Source organism: Anaerobacillus sp. ABD4_527 (assembly GCF_056160805.1).
In genome coordinates, this window is record NZ_JBSWXZ010000002.1 from 420,837 (window position 1) to 442,977 (window position 22,141).

The window sequence follows — 22,141 nt, forward strand, 5'->3', positions numbered from 1 at the left end:
TTCCTAACTGGAAGAGCTTCTTTTTATTGGAAAAAACGATGTCATGTAATTCTATTTCAGTCATAACGTTATTACGTAGAAGTTTAACTTTTTCTAAATTTTTACTTCCGGATTGGGCATTCGTGCGTATAGTAAAAAGATTGAAACCCATTGGAGGTGTTCGCGTGCCGTTTCCTAATAACAATCAGTTTACACCGATATTGGTGAATGGAAAGGTTTATGCAGATTTAATCAAGGATATGAGTCCTTCTCAGACTGATATCGTGGGGGATGAAAGCAATCCCTCGTTTTACTACGCCTATGATACGATCAATGTCTATTTTCGCATGAGGCTCAGAGCTGATCCACGTAACCGAGCAAAGACATCGTTCAAACGAAATGCATGGGGAGTGCTTCTCAATACGACAGGAGTAGCTGGAACCTATGATTGGCTGCTTGCTGTCAATGGTTTGAAAAATCGAGTGAACTTGGTTCAAAACGTTGATAAAGAATTTAACTCATGGAAAGATTCAGCAGAAGGAACAAACGGGAAAGGTGAGCCGAATTTTCAACGACAGATTATTAACTTTGATGTAGCGAGGGTAGTACAGGCGGATACGACATTTGGAAATTCACAGAACTACTTTATTGATTTTCTAATCCCAGCTTCCACTTTTTTCTCTTATCTAGACATCAAGCCAGCAGACCCGATCCAGATGGTGGCTTTTACTGCTACAAACAACAACAACTACAACAAAGATTCATTACGCAGGAAAGAAGACTATGAATTCAAGGATGCTCTTTCTGATCCAACGACGGTGAACGATGCGAATGTAAAAGCGAACCTGCAAATCACTAAGACGATGATTTCAGGTCCTACTGAACCAGTTGCTGGGCAGAACTATGAGTGGACTGGTAGAATCACGCTAACGAATATAGGTAAAAGTCAGGCGACAATCTTAAACGTCGTCGATGTGGTAGCCCTCGATGTTGTATCGGTCTTTGAAGCAACTTCTGTTTCGCAAGGATCAACTGCCTATAACGAAGGAAACAAAACGCTCACATGGACGGTTGGAGATCTTGAAGCAGGTGAGAGTGCAACCTTAGATTTTATAGAGAACGGACTGTTTTATACATCCGGAAACCAGGTTTTGAATGTCGCAACAGGCATCGGCTTTGATTTGTTTACAGGTCAGGAGCTGGCGATTGTTCGGTCACCGGTTACCGTCGATGTTCAGGCAACGGGTGGCGTCGCTGGAAACGTGCTCAATCAGGTGAACGGACTTCCGGAAGAGAACGTGACTGTGCGCTTGCTTTCCGGTGCAACGGAAATAGCCACAACGCAAACCGATGTGTTCGGGGATTACAATTTTACGAATATCCCGGCAGATACGTATACGCTCGAATTTTCAAAGGCTGATTTCGACGATGTTACAAGGGTTGTAGAGGTCACAGCAGGAAACGTTTCGATCGTGAACCTATTTATTGAACCTTTGTTAGGGGACATTGCCGGGACCATTACGGCTGGAGGTTCTCCGATCGATGGAGCTAGGGTTGCGATTTCAAATAATATCGGGCAAGAAATTATTTCGGCGACTACGAATGCTGCTGGTGAATACACACTGAACAACCTTCAGCCAGGTCACTATGCCTTGACCGTAACGGCCGATGGTTATCAATCACAGTCGATCGGTAAAGACGTCATTTCGAACGGTACATCTACTGAGAACTTTGTTTTGGTTCCAAATCCAGGAACTGTGGAAGGGCTCGTTAGGAGTAATGGTTCGCCTATTGCTAATGCCACAGTAGATATTATTGGTTCGACCGGACTCACTGTTGCATCAGCAACGACCGATGCAGCTGGTCGATGCGTTATTAATAGATTGGCTCCTGGCACTTACCGCTTCAGGGCAAAAGCAAATTCCTATCAGACTTTTAACGTTGGTTTTTCAGTACTTGCAGGTCAAACGGTCGATGTGGAAATCGATCTTAGTCCTAACCCTGGCTCAGTCGAAGGACGTGTAAAAGATGAAGATGATGATACTGATTTAGCAGGGTGTAACATCAAGATTACGAATTCGTTCGGATTAACGATTGCAAATGCAATCACAGATGTACTCGGGCGTTTCAGTGTTGGATCACTCGCTCCAGGAAACTATGTCTGTACATTTGCTTCTGACGGGCACGGTTCTAAGAACTTCGGCTTCTATGTAAGACCTGGTCAAACAGCTAATTTAGACTGCTTCCTCAGGAGAAGAACCGGAGTCCTTGAAGGGATTGTTGAATCAGATGGAACTCCGATAGGCGGGGCAAAAGTCGATGTAGTTGAAAACAATGTCGTTGTTGCAAAGACTGTTACAAACGATGATGGTACTTATAAAATCAGAGGTCTTTCACCTGGAAGGTATACGTGTATTTTTACAGCTGATGGCTATTCTACAGAGACACTTGGAGCGCTTATAAAAAACAACCGTACGTTTACTCTTAATGCAGAGCTCAAACAACTTCTTGGCTCCTTAACAGGAATAGTGACAACAGATGGTGGTGTGCCGCTAGCTGGAGCTGTCATCCTTGTCAATAATTCAGATTCGGATGTACTCGTCTCAAGACGCGTAACGAATTCGAATGGAAACTACTCAGTTAGCGATCTCAATCCAGGCAGTTACTCAATTACAGCCTCATTTCCAAACTATCAATCGTTATTAGGCGGGGCGATCATTACTTCTGGAAATGAATCAGAGCTTAATTTTTCATTAACACCTAATCCATCCACCATCGTCGGAACGATTATCAATGAAGAGACGGGCGACCGTATTACAGGTGAATCGATCCAAATGCAACTGATCGATTCGAATGGTGTGCTACTGTCCACAACGTTCTCAACGAATGAAGGGGAATTTACGTTTGAGAATGTGCTCGTTAATACGTATACGATCAACGCGAATACAGATGCCTACCGCAGTTCTTATGCAAGCGTGAAGACAGAGCCAGGTCAAACGGTGACAACAAGCGTAGGGCTTGTCCCATTACCTGGGTTTATTACCGGTACGTTACGTGATGCGGACACGAATTTGCCGATTGCCGGTGCAACGATCAACATCAGTAATGCACTAGGGTTTCAAGTAGATTCATTGATTACGAGTGGAGACGGAGAGTTTTTTACAGTAGGGCTGCCTGCAGGAATTTATACAATGGCTGTTGTCGCTCAAGGATATGAAACGGCATTGATCGGAGAGATTGTACCGTGGGGCTTTACGAAGAGCATCGATATCGAATTAAAAGCAAATCCAGGTTCGATCATCGGAACCGTTACGCCTGTGGCTGAAAATTTAATCGTTCAGCTATATTCGCTCGATAACCAGCTCGTCAATGCAACGGCAGCTGATCCAACAGGTGCGTATCAATTTGAAAACTTGGCGCCTGGTAACTATATTTTAAAAGCGGCAGCGCCGAATTACTCGGTTGCTTGTACAGGTGCATTCGTTGAATCAGATATTGTATCAAACGTTCCTATGACGATAAAACCAAATCCTGGTTCAATAAGCGGAAACATCGTGAATGATCAGGGTACGACATTAGCGAACGTGACCATATCGCTGCTCGATGAAAATGAAACGCCGATCGCATATGGAAATACGGACGTAGATGGGAACTATTTTATCAGCAACGTGCCACCAGGAAGTTATGCGCTCATCGCAAAGCTCATGATGCACACGACGACATCAGGAACAGTATCCGTTGAAGCAGGGCAAGAGGTGCAAAACATCGATTTTGTCATGGCGAGGGTGCTCGGGACGATTTCAGGCGGGGTCTCTGATTTTCAAACAGGGGAGGTCATCACAGGAGCTTCAGTTCTTCTTAGAAACAGTCTCGGAATTCTCATCAAGTACACCACAAGTGATCAGTTCGGAAAGTTTCTGTATCGAAACATTGGTCCAGATTCTTATACGATTACGTGTTCGGCACCGAATTATTCTACTGAGATTACAGGAGTTATCGTTCCGCCTGGAGAAACGACGGGTGCGAATGTCAGACTGAAAACAACGGTTGGAGATATTCGGGGGCAGGTTGTTGATGAAAACGGTGATCCAATCAGTGGCGATAACATCCAACTAAAGTTACTCGGTGCAAACAAAGAGCTGCTGCAAGCGCTGTTGGCAAATTCAGATGGATCGTTCGTTATCCCAAGTTTATCTGAGGGAACATACTTTGTTACCGCAACATTAGTTGGTTATACGGCTAACCTTGTGTCTACGATCATCACTGCAGGTGAAGTAAGCAACGCAACCGTTCAGCTTTCGCCGATTCTTGCAACGATTGCCGGGAATGTCGTCGATGCGAATACAGGTGCTCCGATCACGGGAACCGCTGTTTTTCTATCGCTCACAAAGAGCACGGGCGTTTTTGTGTCGAGTATCTATCCGAGTGAGAATGGTGTGTATCTATTTGATTCTGTATTGCCTGGCTCCTATTTATTGAACGTGAATGCAGAGGGATATGGGAATGAAGTCATCACGGTTACCGTCCCGCTTGAAGGTGTTGAACTGGATATCGCCCTACAGCAGAACCCTGGCGCAGTGACGGGGTATGTGACGAACCAGCTTACGAGCGAACCATTAAATAATGCCGTCGTTACAGTCAGTAATTTTGGTAAAACGTTAGAGACCAAAGTTGTAACAGATAGCTTTGGACAATTTACGTTCCCGAATTTATCCCCTGGTTCTTACCGTGCAACTGTGGCTGCTGAAGAATTTTCAAGTCAGACTGCTACGTTTGAGGTTTTACCTGATCAAACAACATCTCTCAGTTTTATTCTAACCCCTGAGCCAGGTGATTTGATCGGAACGGTGACAGATATTGAAACGGGAAATCCGATTCCTGGTGTGAATATTCAAGTGCGCTTCTTAACACCGCTCGGTCCTGTGTTTGCGACCACATTGACAGATGAAGCAGGCGTGTATCAGACACCAGGACTTTTCGCAGGAACGTATACGGTGATCGCTTTTGCAGATAGTGGCTACGGTTCTTCAACTGCATCGGTTAAAGTACCTGCTAATGGATCAAGAACTGTGGATTTTGAGCTTGAACCGTTCCCAGCGATTGCAGAAGGTACGATTCGTGATGAAACGACCGGTGATCCGGTTGCGAATGTCTTTGTCAGGTTATTGGATATCCACGGTAGTTCGATTCAAACGGTCAACTCAGATATGAATGGCTTTTATCGATTTACAAACTTTACTGCGGGTCAGTATCTGATTTCGGCGATTTCACCAGATTACCAGCGCGTTCAAATCTCGATCAATCCGCTTCCGGGTGAAACGGTAGTCAGTGACATCTTTTTCACACCTGAGCCAGGTGGGATCTCTGGAATTATCCTCGATGCAGAAACGGATGCTCCATTGGTGGGAGCACAGGTGGAAGTATACTCTCCAGGATCAACCGTTCCAGTAGCACGACGAACCGCTGGCGCGAGCGGAGACTTTTTGATCACAGGCGTGTTTCCAGGTTCCTTTACAATCAGCGCGTACACGCTAAATTATAGTCAGGAAATTAAAGGAATCACAGTTGAAGCGAATGAAACGACGGATTTAGAATTCCGTCTCGTCCCTGATCCGGTTACGATTTCAGGGTCTGTTGTGGATGATACTGGTCAGCCGCTTGGTAACGTAAGCGTTCGAATTATCGATGAGTATGAAGTAGAGGTAGGTAATGGAATATCAGATATCGACGGGAACTTCTCCATTGGTAGTTTGCCGGCAGGTTCCTTTACAGTCATTGCTGGTATCGATGACTATGCTGATTTTACAACAGGGGTATCTGTTCTTCCTGGAGACGAATATAGCGATCTGAATGTTGTCATGGTTCCTCTTGGCGGAACGTTTGCAGGTAGTGTCGTTAATGCAACTACAGGTGAGGGAATCCCTGGCGTTTTGATTTCTGTAGGTACACCTGAGGGAATTCCGATTATTTCTACGAACTCGGATACGACCGGTGACTTTGTATCACCGCTTTTACGGCCAGGTATGTACACCGTCATCGCAAGCTCACCGTATTTCGTTCAAGATCAAACAGGTGTCATCATCGTCTCAAATCAATCGGCCGACGTACAGTTTTCACTTGAAGAAGTCGGAGGCACCATCTTTGGGACCGTTGTTGGAGTGGACGGCGATCCGATCGAAAATACCTCGATTGCCATCAGAGTGTTAAACGACAACGGTGCACTGCTGCAGACGCTCCAAGCTTTATCGGATGGAACGTTTGAAGTCCTGAACCTTCCTTCTGGATCATATCGTATCAATGTGATCGCGGATCGCTATCAAGCAGCTACAGTTGGTGCGATCGTAGAGAATGGAGAGATCACCGAGCTAACGGTTCCACTTTCACTGGCAGGAGGTTCAATTCAAGGAACGATTACCGACACAGGCGGTGCGCCTTTACCAGGTAGTTTCGTTGAACTTACAGATGTTAATGGTGTTCTTGTTGCCACGATTACAAGTGATCAGAACGGAGAATTCTTCTTTACAGATATTAAAGTAGGGCAGCTTAATGTAAAAGCAACTGCTCCAGACTACGGCGCTTCTACGATCGGAGTAATCGTTGAACCTGCTGAAACGTCGACCGTTCAGCTTGCGCTATCAGAAATAACCGGTACGATTTCTGGTGTTGTAACCGATACAGATGGGGCACCGATTAGCAATGCGACGGTCAACGTGACAGATGGGACCAATACGACGGTTGCAACCGTTATTACAAATAGTGATGGATCCTACTCGATTCCACAGCTTGACCCTGGTGATTATGTTGTAACGGCTAGTGAGAGCAGTTCAGGGACTAATGTTGTGACGGGTATCGTTACACCTGATGGAGAGACCATTGTCGATATTACTTTGATTCCAACAGGTGCTGTTATTCAAGGAACCATCTTAGATACAAGTGGAGAAGTCGTAGTCGGTGCAACGGTTGAACTGAGATCAGTCAGTCCGTTCGGGCCTGTTGTGAGTACCGTTTTAACAGATAGTGACGGTAATTACGATTTCGGTACAATATCGAACGGGACGTATACGCTCGTGGTGTCTGCTGAAAATTACGGAACTGAAAGTGGCTCAGTTCTTATCGTCGATGGTGTTCCAACGATTCAGCAGTTTGCACTTACACCGGATCCTTCTAGTGTAGAAGGCGTTGTCACGACTGACGGTGTGCCAGCTCCGAATTCCGTTGTCAAACTGTTAGATATAACAGATACGAATCTCTTTGAAGTGCAAACGGACGCAGAAGGTCGCTACCTTATTCAAAATATTAACCCTGGCATCTATACTCTTGTCGTGAACAATGCTGATTATCAATCAGAAAAGCAAGGGTTCACGATAGGAGCAGGAGAGTCGACCACCGTTGATTTTGATCTCGTCCCACTTCCAAGTTCCATTACTGGGAGAGTCCTGAATGCACAAACAAATTTCCCGGTAAGTGGTGCAATCGTTCAAATCATTTACGGTGATAGTGTCCAGCCATCAGCAAGAGCGGTGACAGATCCTGCTGGAGAATATACGGTAACAGGAATCGCTCCAGGCGCGTATACGATCATTATCACTTCACCAAACTTCGATACGTTCACAGCTGGTGCTACGGTCACAGCAAATCAAACAACAACGATCGATGGCTTCCTGACGCCGGATCCAGGGGTTGTGACGGGAAGCGTGTCAGGACCAGACGGAGCAGTAGCAGGTGCTTCTGTAAAAGTCGTCGCCCCGAACGGCAGCGTTATTGGATCAGGTGTGACGGATGCGAACGGCACGTGTTCGATTGGAAATCTGCCGGAGGGAATTTATGTTGTTTCCTGTACTGCTCCTGACCATGAAAATGCGAAGCAGGGTGTAGCGATTTCACCAGGAGAAGTCGTGACGGTGTCGTTTGAACTTGGAGCAAACAATGGATCGATCGATGGAATCGTAACGGATGCAGATGGTAATCCTCAACCTGGAACCGTTGTGAATGTCGTGTCGCCTGATGGAACAATTGTGGATTCCGTTGTAACAGATGAAGAAGGATTTTATACCATTCAAAATCTCGAGCCTAAGACCTATCAAATCATTGTTGATAAGCCTAATCAACCAACCACATCAGTTGGGGGAATTGTAGAACCGAATGACACCACAACATCTGATGTTCAAACACCTCCAACGTTTGGAAGGATTACCGGAACGATCACGAATGCTGATGGTGATCTGCTCACAAACCGAACGATTTTTATCAGATTATTTGACCAGAACGATGCCTTGATTACGTCCGTTCAAGCTCAAACTGATGGGACATATACAATTCCAGATATAGCAGAAGGAAACTATTTCCTTACAGCTACAACGAAAGGGTATAGTCCAGGAAGCTTTGCGGTCATAGTAGAAGCAGGTGAAGAAAGCACGCTCGATGTAGCTCTAAGTCCACAAGGCGGCGGATTAACGATTGTTGTTGTAGATGAGGTGACGAGTACGCCAGTAACAGGTGTTGTGGCAAGTGTGAAAAATGAAACAGGTATACCGATCACATCTGGTGTCACTGACCAGGAAGGGAAAGCTGTTGTTGAAGATTTAGAACCAGGGACAGTGATTGTTTCAGCTGCCGCACCAAATTATACGAATTCCTCGCAGGGAGCGATCATTGAGCCAGGTGTTACAAAAGAGGCCACCTTGGTTATTTCTCCTGAAACCGGTGATTTGGCAGGTGTTATTACTGATGCGAACGGTAATCCGATCGCTGGTGCGACTATTCAAATCCTTGATTCCAAACGTTCGGTCATCACGACAGTCTTGACGCAGAGCAATGGAGCGTATAAGGTGTTCGACCTTGCGCTAGGCATCTATACGATGCTCGTGAACAGTCCAGGATATGAACAGCAGTCGTTAAGTGCAGATATTTCTTCAGGTGAAACGACCGCGACGAGTATCTCGCTTCAGTCCGTACCAGGATCCGTGAAGGGTGTTGTCAAAGATTTCGAAACAGGTGCGCTTTTATCGAGGACGAACGTGGAGCTGCGTCTGATTAGCTCGTCAGGTCCAGTCATCGCATCCACGTTGACGGATTCACAAGGCATGTATGTACTTCCAGACATTGAAGCGGGCAACTATACGGTCGTTGCGAGCAGTCGCTTCTACGGTGACGATGCTGATGCAGTATCTGTTGAGTCTGGTGAAACCACGTTTGCTGATCTTCAACTCCCATTAACGAAAGCAAGCGTGGAAGGACGCGTGACAGGAGAGGGTACGGAACCTTTAGCGAATACGCTCGTTCGAATATCTGATCAAAATAAAGTTGTTGTAGCAGAAGTTCAGACGGATGCTGACGGGAACTTCCAGTATGAAGGCTTAAACCCTGGAGAGTACAACATCTCAACGATCAACCCAGATTATCGAGCGAACGTCGTATCGTTCCAGGCTGAACCTGACGCCCCGACTGTCGTGAACAGTGCACTTGTAGCGATTCCAAGTCGATTTACAGGACTCGTTACAGATGCTGAAACAGGTCTTCCAATCGTAGGAGCGATCGTTGAAGTGTTCGATCTCATCAATCGCCCGGTTGCGGTTGCGCTAACGAACATCAACGGAAGATACACGATTACAGGACTCAGTGATGAAACGTATGCTCTACGCGCATCAGCGCAAGGATATGGCTCTGAAGGAAGGCAGTCTACGTTGTTTGTAAACGATACGAACGTAGAGAACTTTGCGCTCGGAAAGGCTGCAGCTTCCATTTCAGGAACGGTACGATCAGCTACGACGAAGGAGCCGATTACTGAAGCGACCATCAGTGTTTTTGATGAAGAAGGCGTGCTTGTTGGGGACACATTCACTGATGAGAATGGTGCGTATACGATTGGGAACCTTAGCGCAGGAACCTTTTCGGTCGCAGCCGATGCGATCGATTATCTAGAAGATCGGCAGGTAGTGGTGCTAGCAGCTGGTGAAGAGCGTCAAGGAGTTGATTTTGCACTTCGCCCTGGTGAGGACGGAGCGGTCGCTGGCCGGGTAACTGACCGCAGAACAGGAGTACCGATCGATGGTGTGTTGATCAGGCTTTATAATGAAGGTGGGACGCTGGTTCGAGAAGTGAGAACGAACGAAGAAGGAGTTTATTCACTTTCTGGTCTTCCTGTTGGCCTGTATGAAGTCAGGGCGACGAGAGCAGGATATGAACCGTTCAGCACGACCGTTCGCGTTCGTCCGAATGAGGAAGTCCTCCTTGAAATCAGCTTGGTCTCAACGTCACCAGTGCCGCCACCGGTTCGTGACGAGTATTATATTACGACGAATCGAGGAGAGTTCTTACGATTAGATGGAGGGATGGTTCCAACGCTGTTCAGGATGGAGAGCATCAATGAATCAAGAGGATGTGGAACGTTCTCGTATGTAAGTGAAACGGGAGCGAGGAGAACGATTACGCTCGATCTGTCTTCGATCACGATTAGTCCAGTAAGAGAATAAGCATTAAGCTAGCCCAGGGACGTTTGTTCCTGGGCTTTTTTATTTTTATAACGAAATACGGCCCTCGTTTTATAAGCAAAAAAGTTGTATGCTACAGGATAGAGATTCTTTATAAAGGAGGACGGCAGATGAGCCAACCCGATTTAGAACGGATGTGTGAGATATGTGGGCTCGGTATGCAGACCGCGCTACCTGAACGGATTTATGGCGGGCTCTTACACCGGATGTATGCTGTCTTGACTACGAAAGGGAAATACGCGATTAAAGTGTTGAACGAGGAGGTCATCACGAGACCTTCTGCTGTAAAAAACTTCTTGAACTCAGAAAAAGTCGCAACGCTCGTGTCGAACGAGATCCCAGCTCTTCCTGCTCTGTGGCTGAACGGTACGTTCCTTCAACAGCTCGATGGACTGTACTTTCTTGTTTACGACTGGATTGAAGGGGAAAGCCTCAAACCGGTGTCGATCACGAGTGACCATAGCAAAAAAGTTGGCGCGCTGCTTGCAGACATTCATCGGACCGATTTTTCCACGTTACACATCCCGTTTAACATTGAGGAAAGTGAGGTGACGGACTGGGAGTACTACTTGCACCTCGGTAAAGAAGCCGATGCGCCTTGGGTTCCGCTATTTGATACGTATGTAGAGAACCTTTACAGGTGGACAGCGATGGCGAAGAAAGCATCCGAAATCCTTTCCTCAGAAGTAGTGATCAGTCATCGAGACCTTGATCCGAAAAATGTGCTTTGGTCAAACGGTGAGCCGATCGTCATCGATTGGGAATCGGCTGGGTATATCAATCCGATGCAAGATCTTCTTGAAACGGCTGTTTACTGGGCGATGACGGGGGAAGGGAAGATCGACAAAGAGCGCTTCTTCTCATTCATCGACGGCTATAAGAAAACGTGTGAACCGTATGCCGACTGGAAAAAGGTACTCGCAACAGGCTTTTCAGGAAAGCTTGGCTGGCTAGAGTACAACCTGAAGCGTTCGCTGAAGCTAGATGGGTCAGTGGATGAAGAACAGAAAATGGGAACAGACCAAGTGCTGCAAACGTTAAACGAGATCAAGCAGTATGCCGATTCCCTGCCGACGCTCGAGAACTGGTTGCAGGAGAAGGATAGAGGATAAGGCGGGGCGCAGCTTTTCCTATCGCTTCCCTGCAATCGATTGATACACATGATACCCGCTCGTCGACACGCCGATCGTACCAGCACCTGGGAATACGCTATCACCGCAAAGCCATAACCCATCGAGTCCTGTTCGATGCGATAGGCTATTGAATAAGCTGAATTCGTTCGTTTGTGGAAACCCACCGACCATACCGTTCGGTCGTTTCGTGAATCGCTCCCAAGCACGAGGGGCACCAGCCATCATCATGTCGATGCCGCTTCTTACTTCAGGGATCACACGCTCGACGCCACTCAGTACTTTTTCCGTTAAGAACGCTTTATACTGATCGTATTTTTCTTTCGTATCCCAGTGATGAAGCTCTGTATGGGTGCTCACAGTAAGTGTTCGGTAACCTTGTGGTGCACGTATCCGGTCCTTTGAGCTTGAAAGAGAGAGAAAGAGGTGGTCCCCTTCTGTCATGGTTCCGTCTTCAACTAATACTTGATTGAAAAGAGCTGTGTACTCTGGAATCACGTTCTCCTCGATCGCAAAGTACATCGTGAACGCTCCCCACTGCGAAATTCTGCTTCTTTTTTGAAGCTTGTTCGGAAGCTCAAGTTGAAGAGGTTCTGAGAGGAGGGGGACGAAGCTCTGTACAGGGAGATTACAGATCAGATGATCCGCTCTCCAGTTCTCTCCGCGCTGATCGACCGCAACCCACTTTTTCTTTTCGCGGCGAATCGTTTGAATGTGTTTTCGTTTAAACGTTTTGCCCCCGTGCTCTTCAATATAAGACTGCAGTTTTTCAGCGATAGAGAAGAGGCCGCCTTCCGTGTAGTACGCGCCTTCATGGTAAATATCGAGTGCGAGCGCTCCCATGAGTGCTGAACATTCGCCGCTTGTTGCCTGCATGCTGTCGATCAACTGACCATCGATAAAATGGCGAAACGCATGCGCTTCATGAAGATGATGTTTCTTTAAAAGATCGCCCATCGTTTTCCGTAAATAAGGAAGAAGCTTTGGAGTTCCGATGTTGACTGAGAAGAGCAGTTTTCTCCATTCCGTCATGGTGACGGGTGGCAGCACGGGCAGGGGCTTGATTAATTTTCGTATTTCAGTACCTATTTTCCAGACTTCCTGATAGAACGAGACGATTGCTTCTGCATGATCAGGAAACTGAGACGTACATTCAGCGAGGTGCCGGTTTCGATCAGCATAGTAAGGCATAACAGAAGAACCGTTATACACTCTCATGATTTCGTCTAATTTTACAAACGGAATGGAAAGTCCAAGTTCATCAAAAATGCGGTGGTGCACGCCGCCTTCCTCAAACCCCATCCCCATCGTCGCACCGACAGGAAACAGGTAATCCTTTCGGCTGAACTTACCGGCAGAACCGCCCCATTCGTTCGACGCTTCTAGCACCGTCACATTATACCCGTCCTTTGTGAGTAACGCCCCGGCAGTTAATCCACCGATTCCGCCCCCGATGATCGTGATATCCAAACGAATCCCTCCAAGATTTTCCGGTACTTATATGTTCTATTATAAAGGTGAATCGGACGAGTTGCATGGTTTATGTGTGCTATGATCTGTGAGAAATACTGCTCGATTGCTGAAAATTCATCGGTAGTACGAGATAATGAGGTGGAACCTAGAAGAGGAGGGTCGTCTCATGCAAAGTGGTAGGAATCTTGATTTACAGAGTCAAATGGAAATGCTAGAAGACATCGTACATAAAAATGAAACCATCGAACGTGTATTGAACGTTGCCCATGCAGAACTCGATCATTATTACATAGGGGCCGGAAGCATCGTTCAAACGGTGTGGAATCGCTTATCCGGAAATCCGCTGAATCATGGCATCTGTGATATTGACATCATCTATTATGATGAAGACTTGAGTCGAGAGAAGGAAAAGCGTACGGAAGAGCACTTGCAAGCGTTACTTCATGACGTGCCGCTCGATATCGACGTGAAGAACGAAGCGCGGGTTCATCTATGGTATGAAGAGAAATTCGGGAAGAAGATCGAGCAGTACGAATCGCTTGAGGACGCCATCAACAGCTGGCCGACGACGGCAACGGCGCTCGGGGTCAGGAAGGGTGAAGAAGGGAATTTCAGAATCTACGCTCCGTTCGGTTTGAACGACCTTTTTACAATGACGGTTCGAGCAAATAAAACGATGGTTACGAGAGAAGTGTATGAAGCGAAAGTTGCGAAGTGGACGAGCAAGTGGGATCTTCGGGTGATTCCATGGGAAGATGCTTGAGTGTAAGTGTTTTCGAGTCGTGTGTTGAAATCAATCGTGAAAGCAGAAAGAACTCCTGATGATAGGAGTTCTTTTTTATGAAGAGTAATAGTACTTATCGACGTTGCTTTTTACTTGTGAAAGCATCCTTGCAAGCTCTTCCGTTTCTTCTTTACTTAAATGTTCTGTCAGCTGCCCTTCTAATTCATCTCGTATTTTATAGAGCTGCGATTGTTTTTCTTTACCGAGATCAGTGAGACAGATGATTTTAGAGCGAGCGTCTCCATCTAGTGATTCTCGTGTTACTAGCCCTTTTTGTATCAAGATGTCGATCAGCTTAGAAAGAGAGGAAGCTTTTATTCCGAGGTGATGTTGGATGTGAGATTGATTGACTCGATCTTCGTCATACAGTACAAACATGACGTTCATATGAGAGATACTGAGCCCCTCTTTTACTAATCGTTCGTTTTGAAGCTGTTTAACTAAATGGGAAATTTGCTGAACTTGATATCCGATATCATCCTTGTGTGATTTATGCATTCGGGTATTCCCTCCTAAACTAACTGTATTCTAGCATAAAAAAATGGAGAATATCGATAGGAGTTTAATTAGTTTCCTAACTAATTTAATTGTGGTATGCTGTTTTTTGTAATCAAGGAGGGAAAACGATGAACAAATTATCGAAAGTTGGCATCTTTTCATTAATGCTTACTGCAAGCTTAACAATCATGGTGGGGAGCGCGATTACACCGGCTCTCATAGACATATCACAGCACTACGGAGTAGAGGAGATGGCCACCTGGCTAACAACACTGCCAGCACTTGGCGTTGTTCTTTTCGCACCACTTGCTGGTCGGCTCATTGACCGAGTGGGCTCCTATCTTTCGTTGTGTATAGGTTTAGTACTGTACGGAGCGCTAGGGGTCTCTGCGATTTGGTTGTCAGGAACGATTCCGATCTTTACGGATCGGATTTTACTAGGTGGAGCTACAGCAATCGTGATGGCTTCTTCGACAGGTCTTCTTGCTGAATTCTTTGTAGGGGAAGAACGCCTGAAGATGGTTGCTCTGCAAGGGATGTCGATCGAAACTGGAGGGATTATCTTTCTAAGTATCGGAGGGGTCCTGGGTGGATTAGGATGGCAGTGGCCATTTATGATTTATTTGATCGCGTGGGTTGCGCTTCTATTTATTTTGATCTTCGTGCCTTATAAGAAATCCGTGGTCAAAGAAGAGGCACAAGAACCGAAAACGAGGAGTATGAGAACGATTTTTCCAGTGCTGCTATCAGCTTTACTAGCGATGACGATGTTCTTTATCGCATTTATCACACTGCCATTCTACTTAGCAGATCATTTTCAATTAGGATCGGCGACAACGGGCTATTTCTTAGCTATGATTTCATTTGTAGCCGTCATTTCAGCTAGCATTATGCCTAAAATGGTCAAGAAGTTAACCGATTATAAAACGCTTCTCACCGGATTTACTCTGTTTACGCTAGGCTTCTCCCTATTAATCATAGGTCAGAGTTTATTAATCATCACGATCATAGCTGGAATCGTGATCGGGTTTGGATTTGGCTTCACGATTCCTCTAGCGAATCATATGGTCGTCGAAAAAAGTAATGTTAGCAATCGTGGAAGGAATCTAGCGTATTTCTCATCATTTACATTTCTTGGACAATTCCTTTCCTCGCTCGTGGAAGGGACTTCAACGAACCTTGTTATTCTTTATTCCGTTGCCATTTCGATTGGGATCTTAGTAATTTTGTTTTACTCGCTATGGCTTAAAAAAAGCAGCAATCGTCAAATGGTACAAGCACAAAAATCGTCGCTCTAACGATCAGGAGCATTTCATTAGTTAATCTTATAAAAAAAAAGCCACACTGCAATCCGTTTACAATTGAAGTGTGGCTTTTTCTATATTCAAGTTAGATAAACATACCTACGAAGATTGCAGTGATAAACGAAGCAAGCGACCCTCCTATAATCGCTTTTAAACCAAGTCTTGATACTTGTGGACGCTTTGAAGGCTCTAATGAACCTAGGCTGATGATGAGCTGACCGATTGAAGAAAGGTTTGCGAAGTTACAGAGTGCGACAGACAGCATCGCGACCGTTTTTTCAGTGAGTTCGCTCTCTTGAGACGTTAAATCCTGAAACGCTACAAATTCGTTGATCGACATCTTCGTTCCGATGATTGACGCAGCACGGAATGCTTCGTCGAGCGGGATGCCGACGAGAAGAGCGAATGGATAGAAGACGTAGCCAAAGATTGTGCTTAGGTCGGTCCCAACGAAACCGAGAAGTCCATTGAGGAGCGCAAGAATACTGATGAACGCGATCAGAAGACCACCGATATTCAGGGCTAGCGTCACACCACTAACGGTTCCATCTGCGATTGACTCGAATACGTTCGCATGATCGGAACGCTTCATCTTCACGTTATCGTTCGTTTGGGATACTTCTGTTTCTGGCTCCATGATCTTCGCGATCACAAGGGAGACGAACGGAACGCTAAACACGGAAATCAAGAGGTACTTGATGTCGACACCCATGAGAGAGTACCCAACGAGAATCGCGCCACTCGCGGAAGCCGTTCCTCCGACCATCACCGCGAAGATCTCTGAACGCGTTAAGATTTTTAAGTATGGTTTAACGAGAAGCGGTGCTTCAGCAAGGCCGAGGAACGAGTTACCAACTGCGTTAAACGATTCGACTTTTGTTGTGCCCATTAGCTTTCCGACCGTCACACCGACGATCTGTACGATGAACGGGATGACGCGTAAATAGTAAAGAGCAGAGACGAGTGCTGAGATAAAGATGATGACGGAAAGCACGTTGATCGCAAACACGAACGTTAAATCCGTTTGCTCGTACAATCCGCCAAACACGAACTGAATGCCTTCGTTACTATAGTTGATGACCTTCTGGACGGCTGCAGATGCTTTTTGAAGAAACGCCTTACCAGCCTCAACTTTTAGTACGAAAAGAACGAACGCCCCCTCGATTGCGAGTCCGACTCCGATCGTTCGCCAGTTTATTGATTTTTTATTGTTACTGAGTAACCATGCGATACCAAGAATCCCCGCAATGGATAATAGACCAAAGATGATGCTCATGGTGATGAAATCCCCCTGAAAGAAGTGTTGCTTCACAAAAAAGATCTATAAAAAAAGCCGCACTTAGAAAAAGTCCGGGTTCAGGAAGAATGAATAAGGCTGAATACAGCTTACCTTCCCTATAGTCCTGCAATTCATGGTTGCAGGGTAGAAACTTATCGGACCGTATTTCCAAAACTATATAGAGAAATGATGTGAAGTTATTTAAACAATCTAGCAGATGCAAAAGGGGGTAGCAATACCTAGTCTAATAGTAACAATGTTAGAAAAATTCAGTTGGGAGATGTAAGCGTTCGACAAAAAGTGACCTTTTGTGCGAGGTGAGGTTCAGGGAAGTGCGAGGGGATAGTAGATAGACCGTTTTCATAGATTAAAGGGAAAAGGGAGTGGGCTGGAACAATTTGCTTTTCATTTTTATAGCTTAGGTAATAAGAAAAAGCTCCTCTTGATGAGGAGCCATTGCGGAGAGCGTTACGTTTTTGGGAAGGTGAACCCTTCTCCGAACACATCACGCACGTCGTGTACGACGACGAACGCTTTGTCATCTGCTTGTTGAATCATCTTCTTCAACAGGAACAGCTCCTGTTTGTTGATGACAACGTACAAGATGTCTTTCGATTCATTCGAGTAGTGACCGCGTGCATTGATGATCGTCACGCCGCGATCCATCTCAGCGCTCACGGTTTCAGCGATCGCAGCGGTGTTATGCGAGATAATCGTAACGGCTTTTCTCGTATCGAAACCATCGATCAAGTAATCGAGTATCTTCGTACTGATGTAGATCGAGATCCCTGTGTACATCGTATTCTCGATTCCGATGATGAAGGATGATCCCATCACGACTAAGATATCGAATACAAACATCGACGTGCTGACACTCCAGCCGAAGTGCTGGTTCAGCATGCGCGCAATGATCGTCGATCCACCTGTCGTTCCACCTGATCGTAGGACGAGTCCAAGTCCAATCCCGATGAAAACACCGGCAAACACTGTACCCAACATGATGTCGACTGGGTTACCCATGTCTTCTGTTAGGTGGATGAATAGGGAGGTGAAGAAGATCGCGAGCATCGTATACCATGTGACGCGTTTGTTGAGCACTTTATATCCGATCGCAAGCAGCACACCGTTCATAATAAAGTTTGTAAGACCTGGTGACCATCCGAGCACGTAGTAAAGTGCCATCGAGATACCCGTTACGCCACCTTCACCAAGTTCGTTTGGGATCGCGAACCAGTTTACACCAAGCGCAAAGAACAATGAACCGATGATGATCAGCGTTATTTCTTTTCCTGTATGATTCATAGTATCAACTCCGTTCGAGAGGGGACGCGGGGACAGGTTCCCTGTCCCTGTGCCCCCGTTCAAATCTAGTACGTAGGATAATATATCATAGGAGAGGGACGTAGGGACAGGTTCTGTGTCCCGATTTTAAGGTGAAAAAGCCAAGGTGTAGTCAAAATGTTACGACGGTCAAGTTTTATAGTATAAAGGGCCCTTGTTTACGAAGGTGCAGTCGAAGTATAAGTAAATTTAAAGGGTGAAATTTACTTAGATGAGGGTTGAGAAGATTGGATGATAAGGAGTTTGAAGCAGTAAGGAAACAACCGGCAACTATAAGGTACGAGTATTTTATTAAAAAGGTTGTTGATTATGAGGAAGTTTGGGGACTTTACAACGATGGATGGGCGACTTCTCAAGATGAAAACAAGAGCGTGCTCATTCCCTTTTTTCCTAGAAAAGAATTTGCTGAAAGTTTTGCTAGAGGAGATCGGGCAGCATATCATGTTCGATTAATTGAATTAGATGAATTTATGGATAAATGGTTACCATGGATGAAGAAAGATGGAATACACGTTTCTATTTTTCCTAATGAACAAGATACAGCGGTTGTAGAGATTGAAGACCTCATAGAAAGTTTAGAAAGAGAACTAGAGAATTATTAGTGTATTTGACTTCTTTTAGAAGAAAGGAACAAGAGAAATAGATGGTGAGCGTTCTATGGTACTTGATACCGGTAACATTTATATTAGTAGGTTTTTTATTTTTCCGGTGGGGGTTAATCGATCGTTTGGAAGAGAGTGACAGTGAAGAAAAAGTAAGTGTGGTCCTAGGTAGTATCGTAGATGTAATAATAGGTAACCCAATAGCAACCGGGGTTTTTCGTATGGGGGCTGGCGCAATCATGGTGTTAGGAGGGCTGATGCTTATATCTTATGTCCTTCTTTTTGGTTAATTAAATTATAGTTTGATAGAAGAATTAGGAGAGATGAAAATGGGAGCTTGGGGAGTTGCGATTTTATCCGATGATACAGCCGAAGATATTCGCTTTAGATATAAAGACTTACTAGGAGACAATTACTCTGATGAAGAAGCGAGTAAAATTGTAATCGATGAATTTGAAAGTGAGTTAGATGAAGAAGAAATCACAGCATTCTGGTTGGCGTTCGCTTTAATTCAATGGAAATTAGGAAGACTTCAAGAGGAAGTGAAGGTTAAGGCACTCCAAATTATTGAAAGTGGCGATGATCTTCCACGATGGGATGAAGATCCTAAATTAAAACGGAAACGAGAAACCGTATTACTCAAACTTAAAGAACAATTACATTCCCCACAACCACAAGCTAAAAAAGTACGAAAGCGGTTTATAGCCGACACGAATTTAAAAGCCGGAGACGCTATTCGTTATCGATTACTTTCGGGGGATTATATTGTTCTGAAGGTGATCGGCACCATTGAGGAATGGTATGGCGACCGATACCCTCTCTTTGAGGTATGTGATTGGAAAGGAAAAGGACTACTTACTAAAGAAGAAATCAATCAACTTCCACTTAAAGAATGGACTTGGGCAAATGGAAAAAAAGAACTAACTAAATTGGCAATTTTCCCAGCAGGAAAAAGAGATGATCCCACAAAACGGATTGAATTAATAGCTGAAGATGTAAAAACAATCTTGGATATAGAAGCACCATACGATGCATTTACTTGGAATGAGTTTGATGAGAATTTAAAGCAATTTTATCACTGGGAATGAAGGAGGGACGTAGGGACAGGTCCCTCGTCCCACATAAAGAAGGTCTGAAGGGAGATCCGTTATGAAAAGAATCGCAATCGTGGCACTCATCATATTGATATTTTTTATTTCACCTGCCATCGTATTTTCTTTCTTCACACCTTCAGATGAACTATTTGATTTCCCCGTTCCAAAACGTGCGGTTCTTATTGAGGAAGGTGAAGCTCGCGAAAGGTACGAGTGGTCGAAGGCTTCTGAGGAGAATGGTATTCCACTTGGATACAAATTCGTTTTAAAGGCAAAGGGATGGAAAGAGGAAGAGAGGCTGGGTGCTTCGGTGATTTATCGTAAGAATGGGAATAAAATTAACATGATCTCTACCTCTGGTTATGTAGACCTTATTAAATTGAATGAAACAGAATAGTTTGAGATGATGAAAACGAAAGCAAGAAAAAGCGGAGGTGGACCCGATGAAACGAGATGCTCAATACGAAATAACGAGAGAAACTCATGCAAAGCCTATGAAATGGCGATTCTTTGCATGAGGTCATACAACTAAACATCGCCATCGACTTCATTCATTAGGCTTTGCACCTTATTTGTTATCAGAATAAAAATAAGGAGCTGGCAAGAATGAAATATGTAAATGCAGAAAAAGCGTTACCTAATGAGTTGTTAAAAGAAATTCAAAAATACATACAAGGCGAAACACTTTATATACCAAAACCTCAACGCAATCGAGAAAAATGGGGAGCTTCGACTGGTATTCGTAGTGAACTAACGAAGCGAAATCGTATGATAAAAGAAGAGTACTTGCACGGAAATTCGGTAGAAACGATTGCGGAGAAGCATCATCTTTCCGTAGAAACGATAAAGAAGATCATCTATTCTAAGAAAGAGATTACCTGATTGTAACTGGACTGTTTTGAAGTATAAACACGTAATTGTACAAGTAAATGGTTCCTTAATTATCACCATAAACATCAAAGAAATCGTATAAGAAAAACGGTCAGAGACTTTTTGCCTCTGACCGTTTTCTATCTTTTGTTATAGCTCCAAATTTAAGTGAATAACACTTTGGTTAGAACGATACCAGTTTGATATATATTCATAGGATAGGATAGGTTCCGCACTTTCAAACCTTCTCATTTAGAAAGAGGTACGTATTAACAATGACTTAAAGACTGAGTCACTAGTTAATCAACCCGTACCCGTAATATATAACTCCAGCGACTGCGAATAAACAAGTAACAATAATTATATTCTTTTTAAGCACTTTAAAGTAGGAACGAAAACCCTTGCCCTTGTCATTCAGTGTAGCTATTTCCATCGCAAGCCAAAGGATTGTAACAACTCCTATTCCAATTCCAATAACCCACTTCAGATGAAACACCTCCATAATTTTCCTTTTTTATATATTACCATAAAAAAGAGCTTGCTTTATTAATAATAAGCTCTCTTTAACTGAATTAATTTCATTTCATATCATGAAAAAAGAACCCGTTAACCTGATTGGGTAATCTTTTTTAGATAGTTTCTTTCTAAAAAAAACTCGTCATATCATTTTCTTCATCCTTGCCTCTAAAATGGAACCAAGGTAATGATGAGGAGGAACGGTTATGGAGAACATTAAATTTCTTGAAGGTGATCGCGTCTATTTAAGACCGATCGAGCAGGAAGACTTAGACACCTTTTACGCCAAAGCGCTTTGGGATGCTGAAGGCAGAAAGCTTACAGGTACACAAGTTGTGTTCAGTCGTCAGGGTGTGCAAAGTTGGTACGATCGAATTGTGATGGATCAGTCGAGGATCGACCTTGTCATCTGTTTACAGGAAACTGACCAAATCATTGGTGACGTAGCGATGATGGACATCGATCATCACAATAAAAAAGCAGTCGTTCGAATTTCCATATTTGATAAGAAGTATTGGGGACAGGGCTATGGTACTGAGGCAATGTCGCTGCTTTTAACATATGGATTTGGAATCTTGAATTTAAATCGAATCGGGTTAGATGTATTTTCTTATAATGAACGTGCGATAAAATCATACAAAAAGTTAGGATTTCGAGAAGAAGGCAGGATTAGAGAAGAGTTGTTTTATGATGGTGCGTATCATGATTCTGTGCTGATGGGGATATTGAAGCGGGAGTTTGAAGAGTTGAAGTGAAATGAACATGTTTGTGTTCTTTAACC

General features: G+C 44.5%; 14 protein-coding genes and 1 riboswitch. Of the genes, 10 read left to right on the forward strand and 4 right to left on the reverse strand.

All coding sequences use genetic code 11. From position 1 onward, the window contains the following. Window positions 1-164 precede the first annotated feature (164 nt). Together ACXAHI_RS14385 and ACXAHI_RS14390 are read left to right on the forward strand one after the other, a co-directional pair. Window positions 165-10,451, forward strand: a complete 10,287-nt coding sequence (locus ACXAHI_RS14385) for a carboxypeptidase regulatory-like domain-containing protein (RefSeq protein ID WP_474848941.1) — start codon at window positions 165-167, stop codon at window positions 10,449-10,451. 128 nt (window positions 10,452-10,579) lie between these two features. Beyond that, complete coding sequence (locus ACXAHI_RS14390) at window positions 10,580-11,581, forward strand: aminoglycoside phosphotransferase family protein (protein ID WP_474848943.1); 1,002 nt, start codon at window positions 10,580-10,582, stop codon at window positions 11,579-11,581. A gap of 18 nt (window positions 11,582-11,599) precedes the next feature. Here the strand turns inward: ACXAHI_RS14390 and ACXAHI_RS14395 are convergent, their stop codons facing one another. After that, window positions 11,600-13,069: an FAD-dependent oxidoreductase gene (locus tag ACXAHI_RS14395; protein WP_474848945.1), complete on the reverse strand. Its 1,470-nt coding sequence runs from the start codon at window positions 13,067-13,069 to the stop codon at window positions 11,600-11,602. Between the two features lie 169 nt (window positions 13,070-13,238). On the opposite strand from ACXAHI_RS14395, the gene ACXAHI_RS14400 reads away from it, so the two are divergent. Beyond that, window positions 13,239-13,835 carry a nucleotidyltransferase family protein gene (locus ACXAHI_RS14400; RefSeq protein WP_474848947.1) on the forward strand — a complete coding sequence of 199 codons (597 nt, stop codon included), beginning with the start codon at window positions 13,239-13,241 and terminating at the stop codon, window positions 13,833-13,835. A 75-nt stretch (window positions 13,836-13,910) separates the two neighbouring features. On the opposite strand, the gene ACXAHI_RS14405 is transcribed toward ACXAHI_RS14400, so the two are convergent. Further along, a complete protein-coding gene (locus ACXAHI_RS14405; RefSeq protein ID WP_270181054.1) occupies window positions 13,911-14,354 on the reverse strand; it encodes a MarR family winged helix-turn-helix transcriptional regulator in 444 nt (147 codons plus the stop codon). A gap of 128 nt (window positions 14,355-14,482) precedes the next feature. On the opposite strand from ACXAHI_RS14405, the gene ACXAHI_RS14410 reads away from it, so the two are divergent. Then, complete coding sequence (locus ACXAHI_RS14410; protein ID WP_474848949.1) at window positions 14,483-15,652, forward strand: MFS transporter; 1,170 nt, start codon at window positions 14,483-14,485, stop codon at window positions 15,650-15,652. A gap of 91 nt (window positions 15,653-15,743) precedes the next feature. Here the strand turns inward: ACXAHI_RS14410 and ACXAHI_RS14415 are convergent, their stop codons facing one another. After that, window positions 15,744-16,934 (reverse strand): NupC/NupG family nucleoside CNT transporter, encoded by a 1,191-nt coding sequence (locus tag ACXAHI_RS14415; RefSeq protein ID WP_474848951.1) that lies wholly within the window; start codon window positions 16,932-16,934, stop codon window positions 15,744-15,746. Between the two features lie 102 nt (window positions 16,935-17,036). Then, window positions 17,037-17,139, reverse strand: a riboswitch (purine riboswitch). A gap of 266 nt (window positions 17,140-17,405) precedes the next feature. Next, a complete protein-coding gene (locus tag ACXAHI_RS14420) occupies window positions 17,406-18,239 on the reverse strand; it encodes a YitT family protein (protein ID WP_474848953.1) in 834 nt (277 codons plus the stop codon). Window positions 18,240-18,505: 266 nt separating this feature from the next. Between ACXAHI_RS14420 and ACXAHI_RS14425 the strand changes: the two genes are divergently transcribed. From ACXAHI_RS14425 to ACXAHI_RS14450, 6 genes are all read left to right on the forward strand, one after another. Continuing rightward, on the forward strand, window positions 18,506-18,880 hold the full coding sequence (locus ACXAHI_RS14425; protein WP_474848955.1) for a DUF2750 domain-containing protein: 375 nt from the start codon (window positions 18,506-18,508) through the stop codon (window positions 18,878-18,880). 44 nt (window positions 18,881-18,924) lie between these two features. Next, window positions 18,925-19,170: a hypothetical protein gene (locus ACXAHI_RS14430; RefSeq protein ID WP_474848957.1), complete on the forward strand. Its 246-nt coding sequence runs from the start codon at window positions 18,925-18,927 to the stop codon at window positions 19,168-19,170. A 39-nt stretch (window positions 19,171-19,209) separates the two neighbouring features. Beyond that, window positions 19,210-19,968 (forward strand): hypothetical protein, encoded by a 759-nt coding sequence (locus ACXAHI_RS14435; RefSeq protein WP_474849898.1) that lies wholly within the window; start codon window positions 19,210-19,212, stop codon window positions 19,966-19,968. 61 nt (window positions 19,969-20,029) lie between these two features. After that, window positions 20,030-20,371 (forward strand): hypothetical protein, encoded by a 342-nt coding sequence (locus ACXAHI_RS14440; protein WP_474848958.1) that lies wholly within the window; start codon window positions 20,030-20,032, stop codon window positions 20,369-20,371. Between the two features lie 209 nt (window positions 20,372-20,580). Next, window positions 20,581-20,856 (forward strand): CD3324 family protein, encoded by a 276-nt coding sequence (locus ACXAHI_RS14445; protein WP_474848960.1) that lies wholly within the window; start codon window positions 20,581-20,583, stop codon window positions 20,854-20,856. A 710-nt stretch (window positions 20,857-21,566) separates the two neighbouring features. Continuing rightward, entirely contained in the window at window positions 21,567-22,115 is a 549-nt protein-coding gene (locus ACXAHI_RS14450; RefSeq protein ID WP_474848962.1) for a GNAT family N-acetyltransferase, read from the forward strand. The last annotated feature ends 26 nt before the right edge of the window (window positions 22,116-22,141 follow it).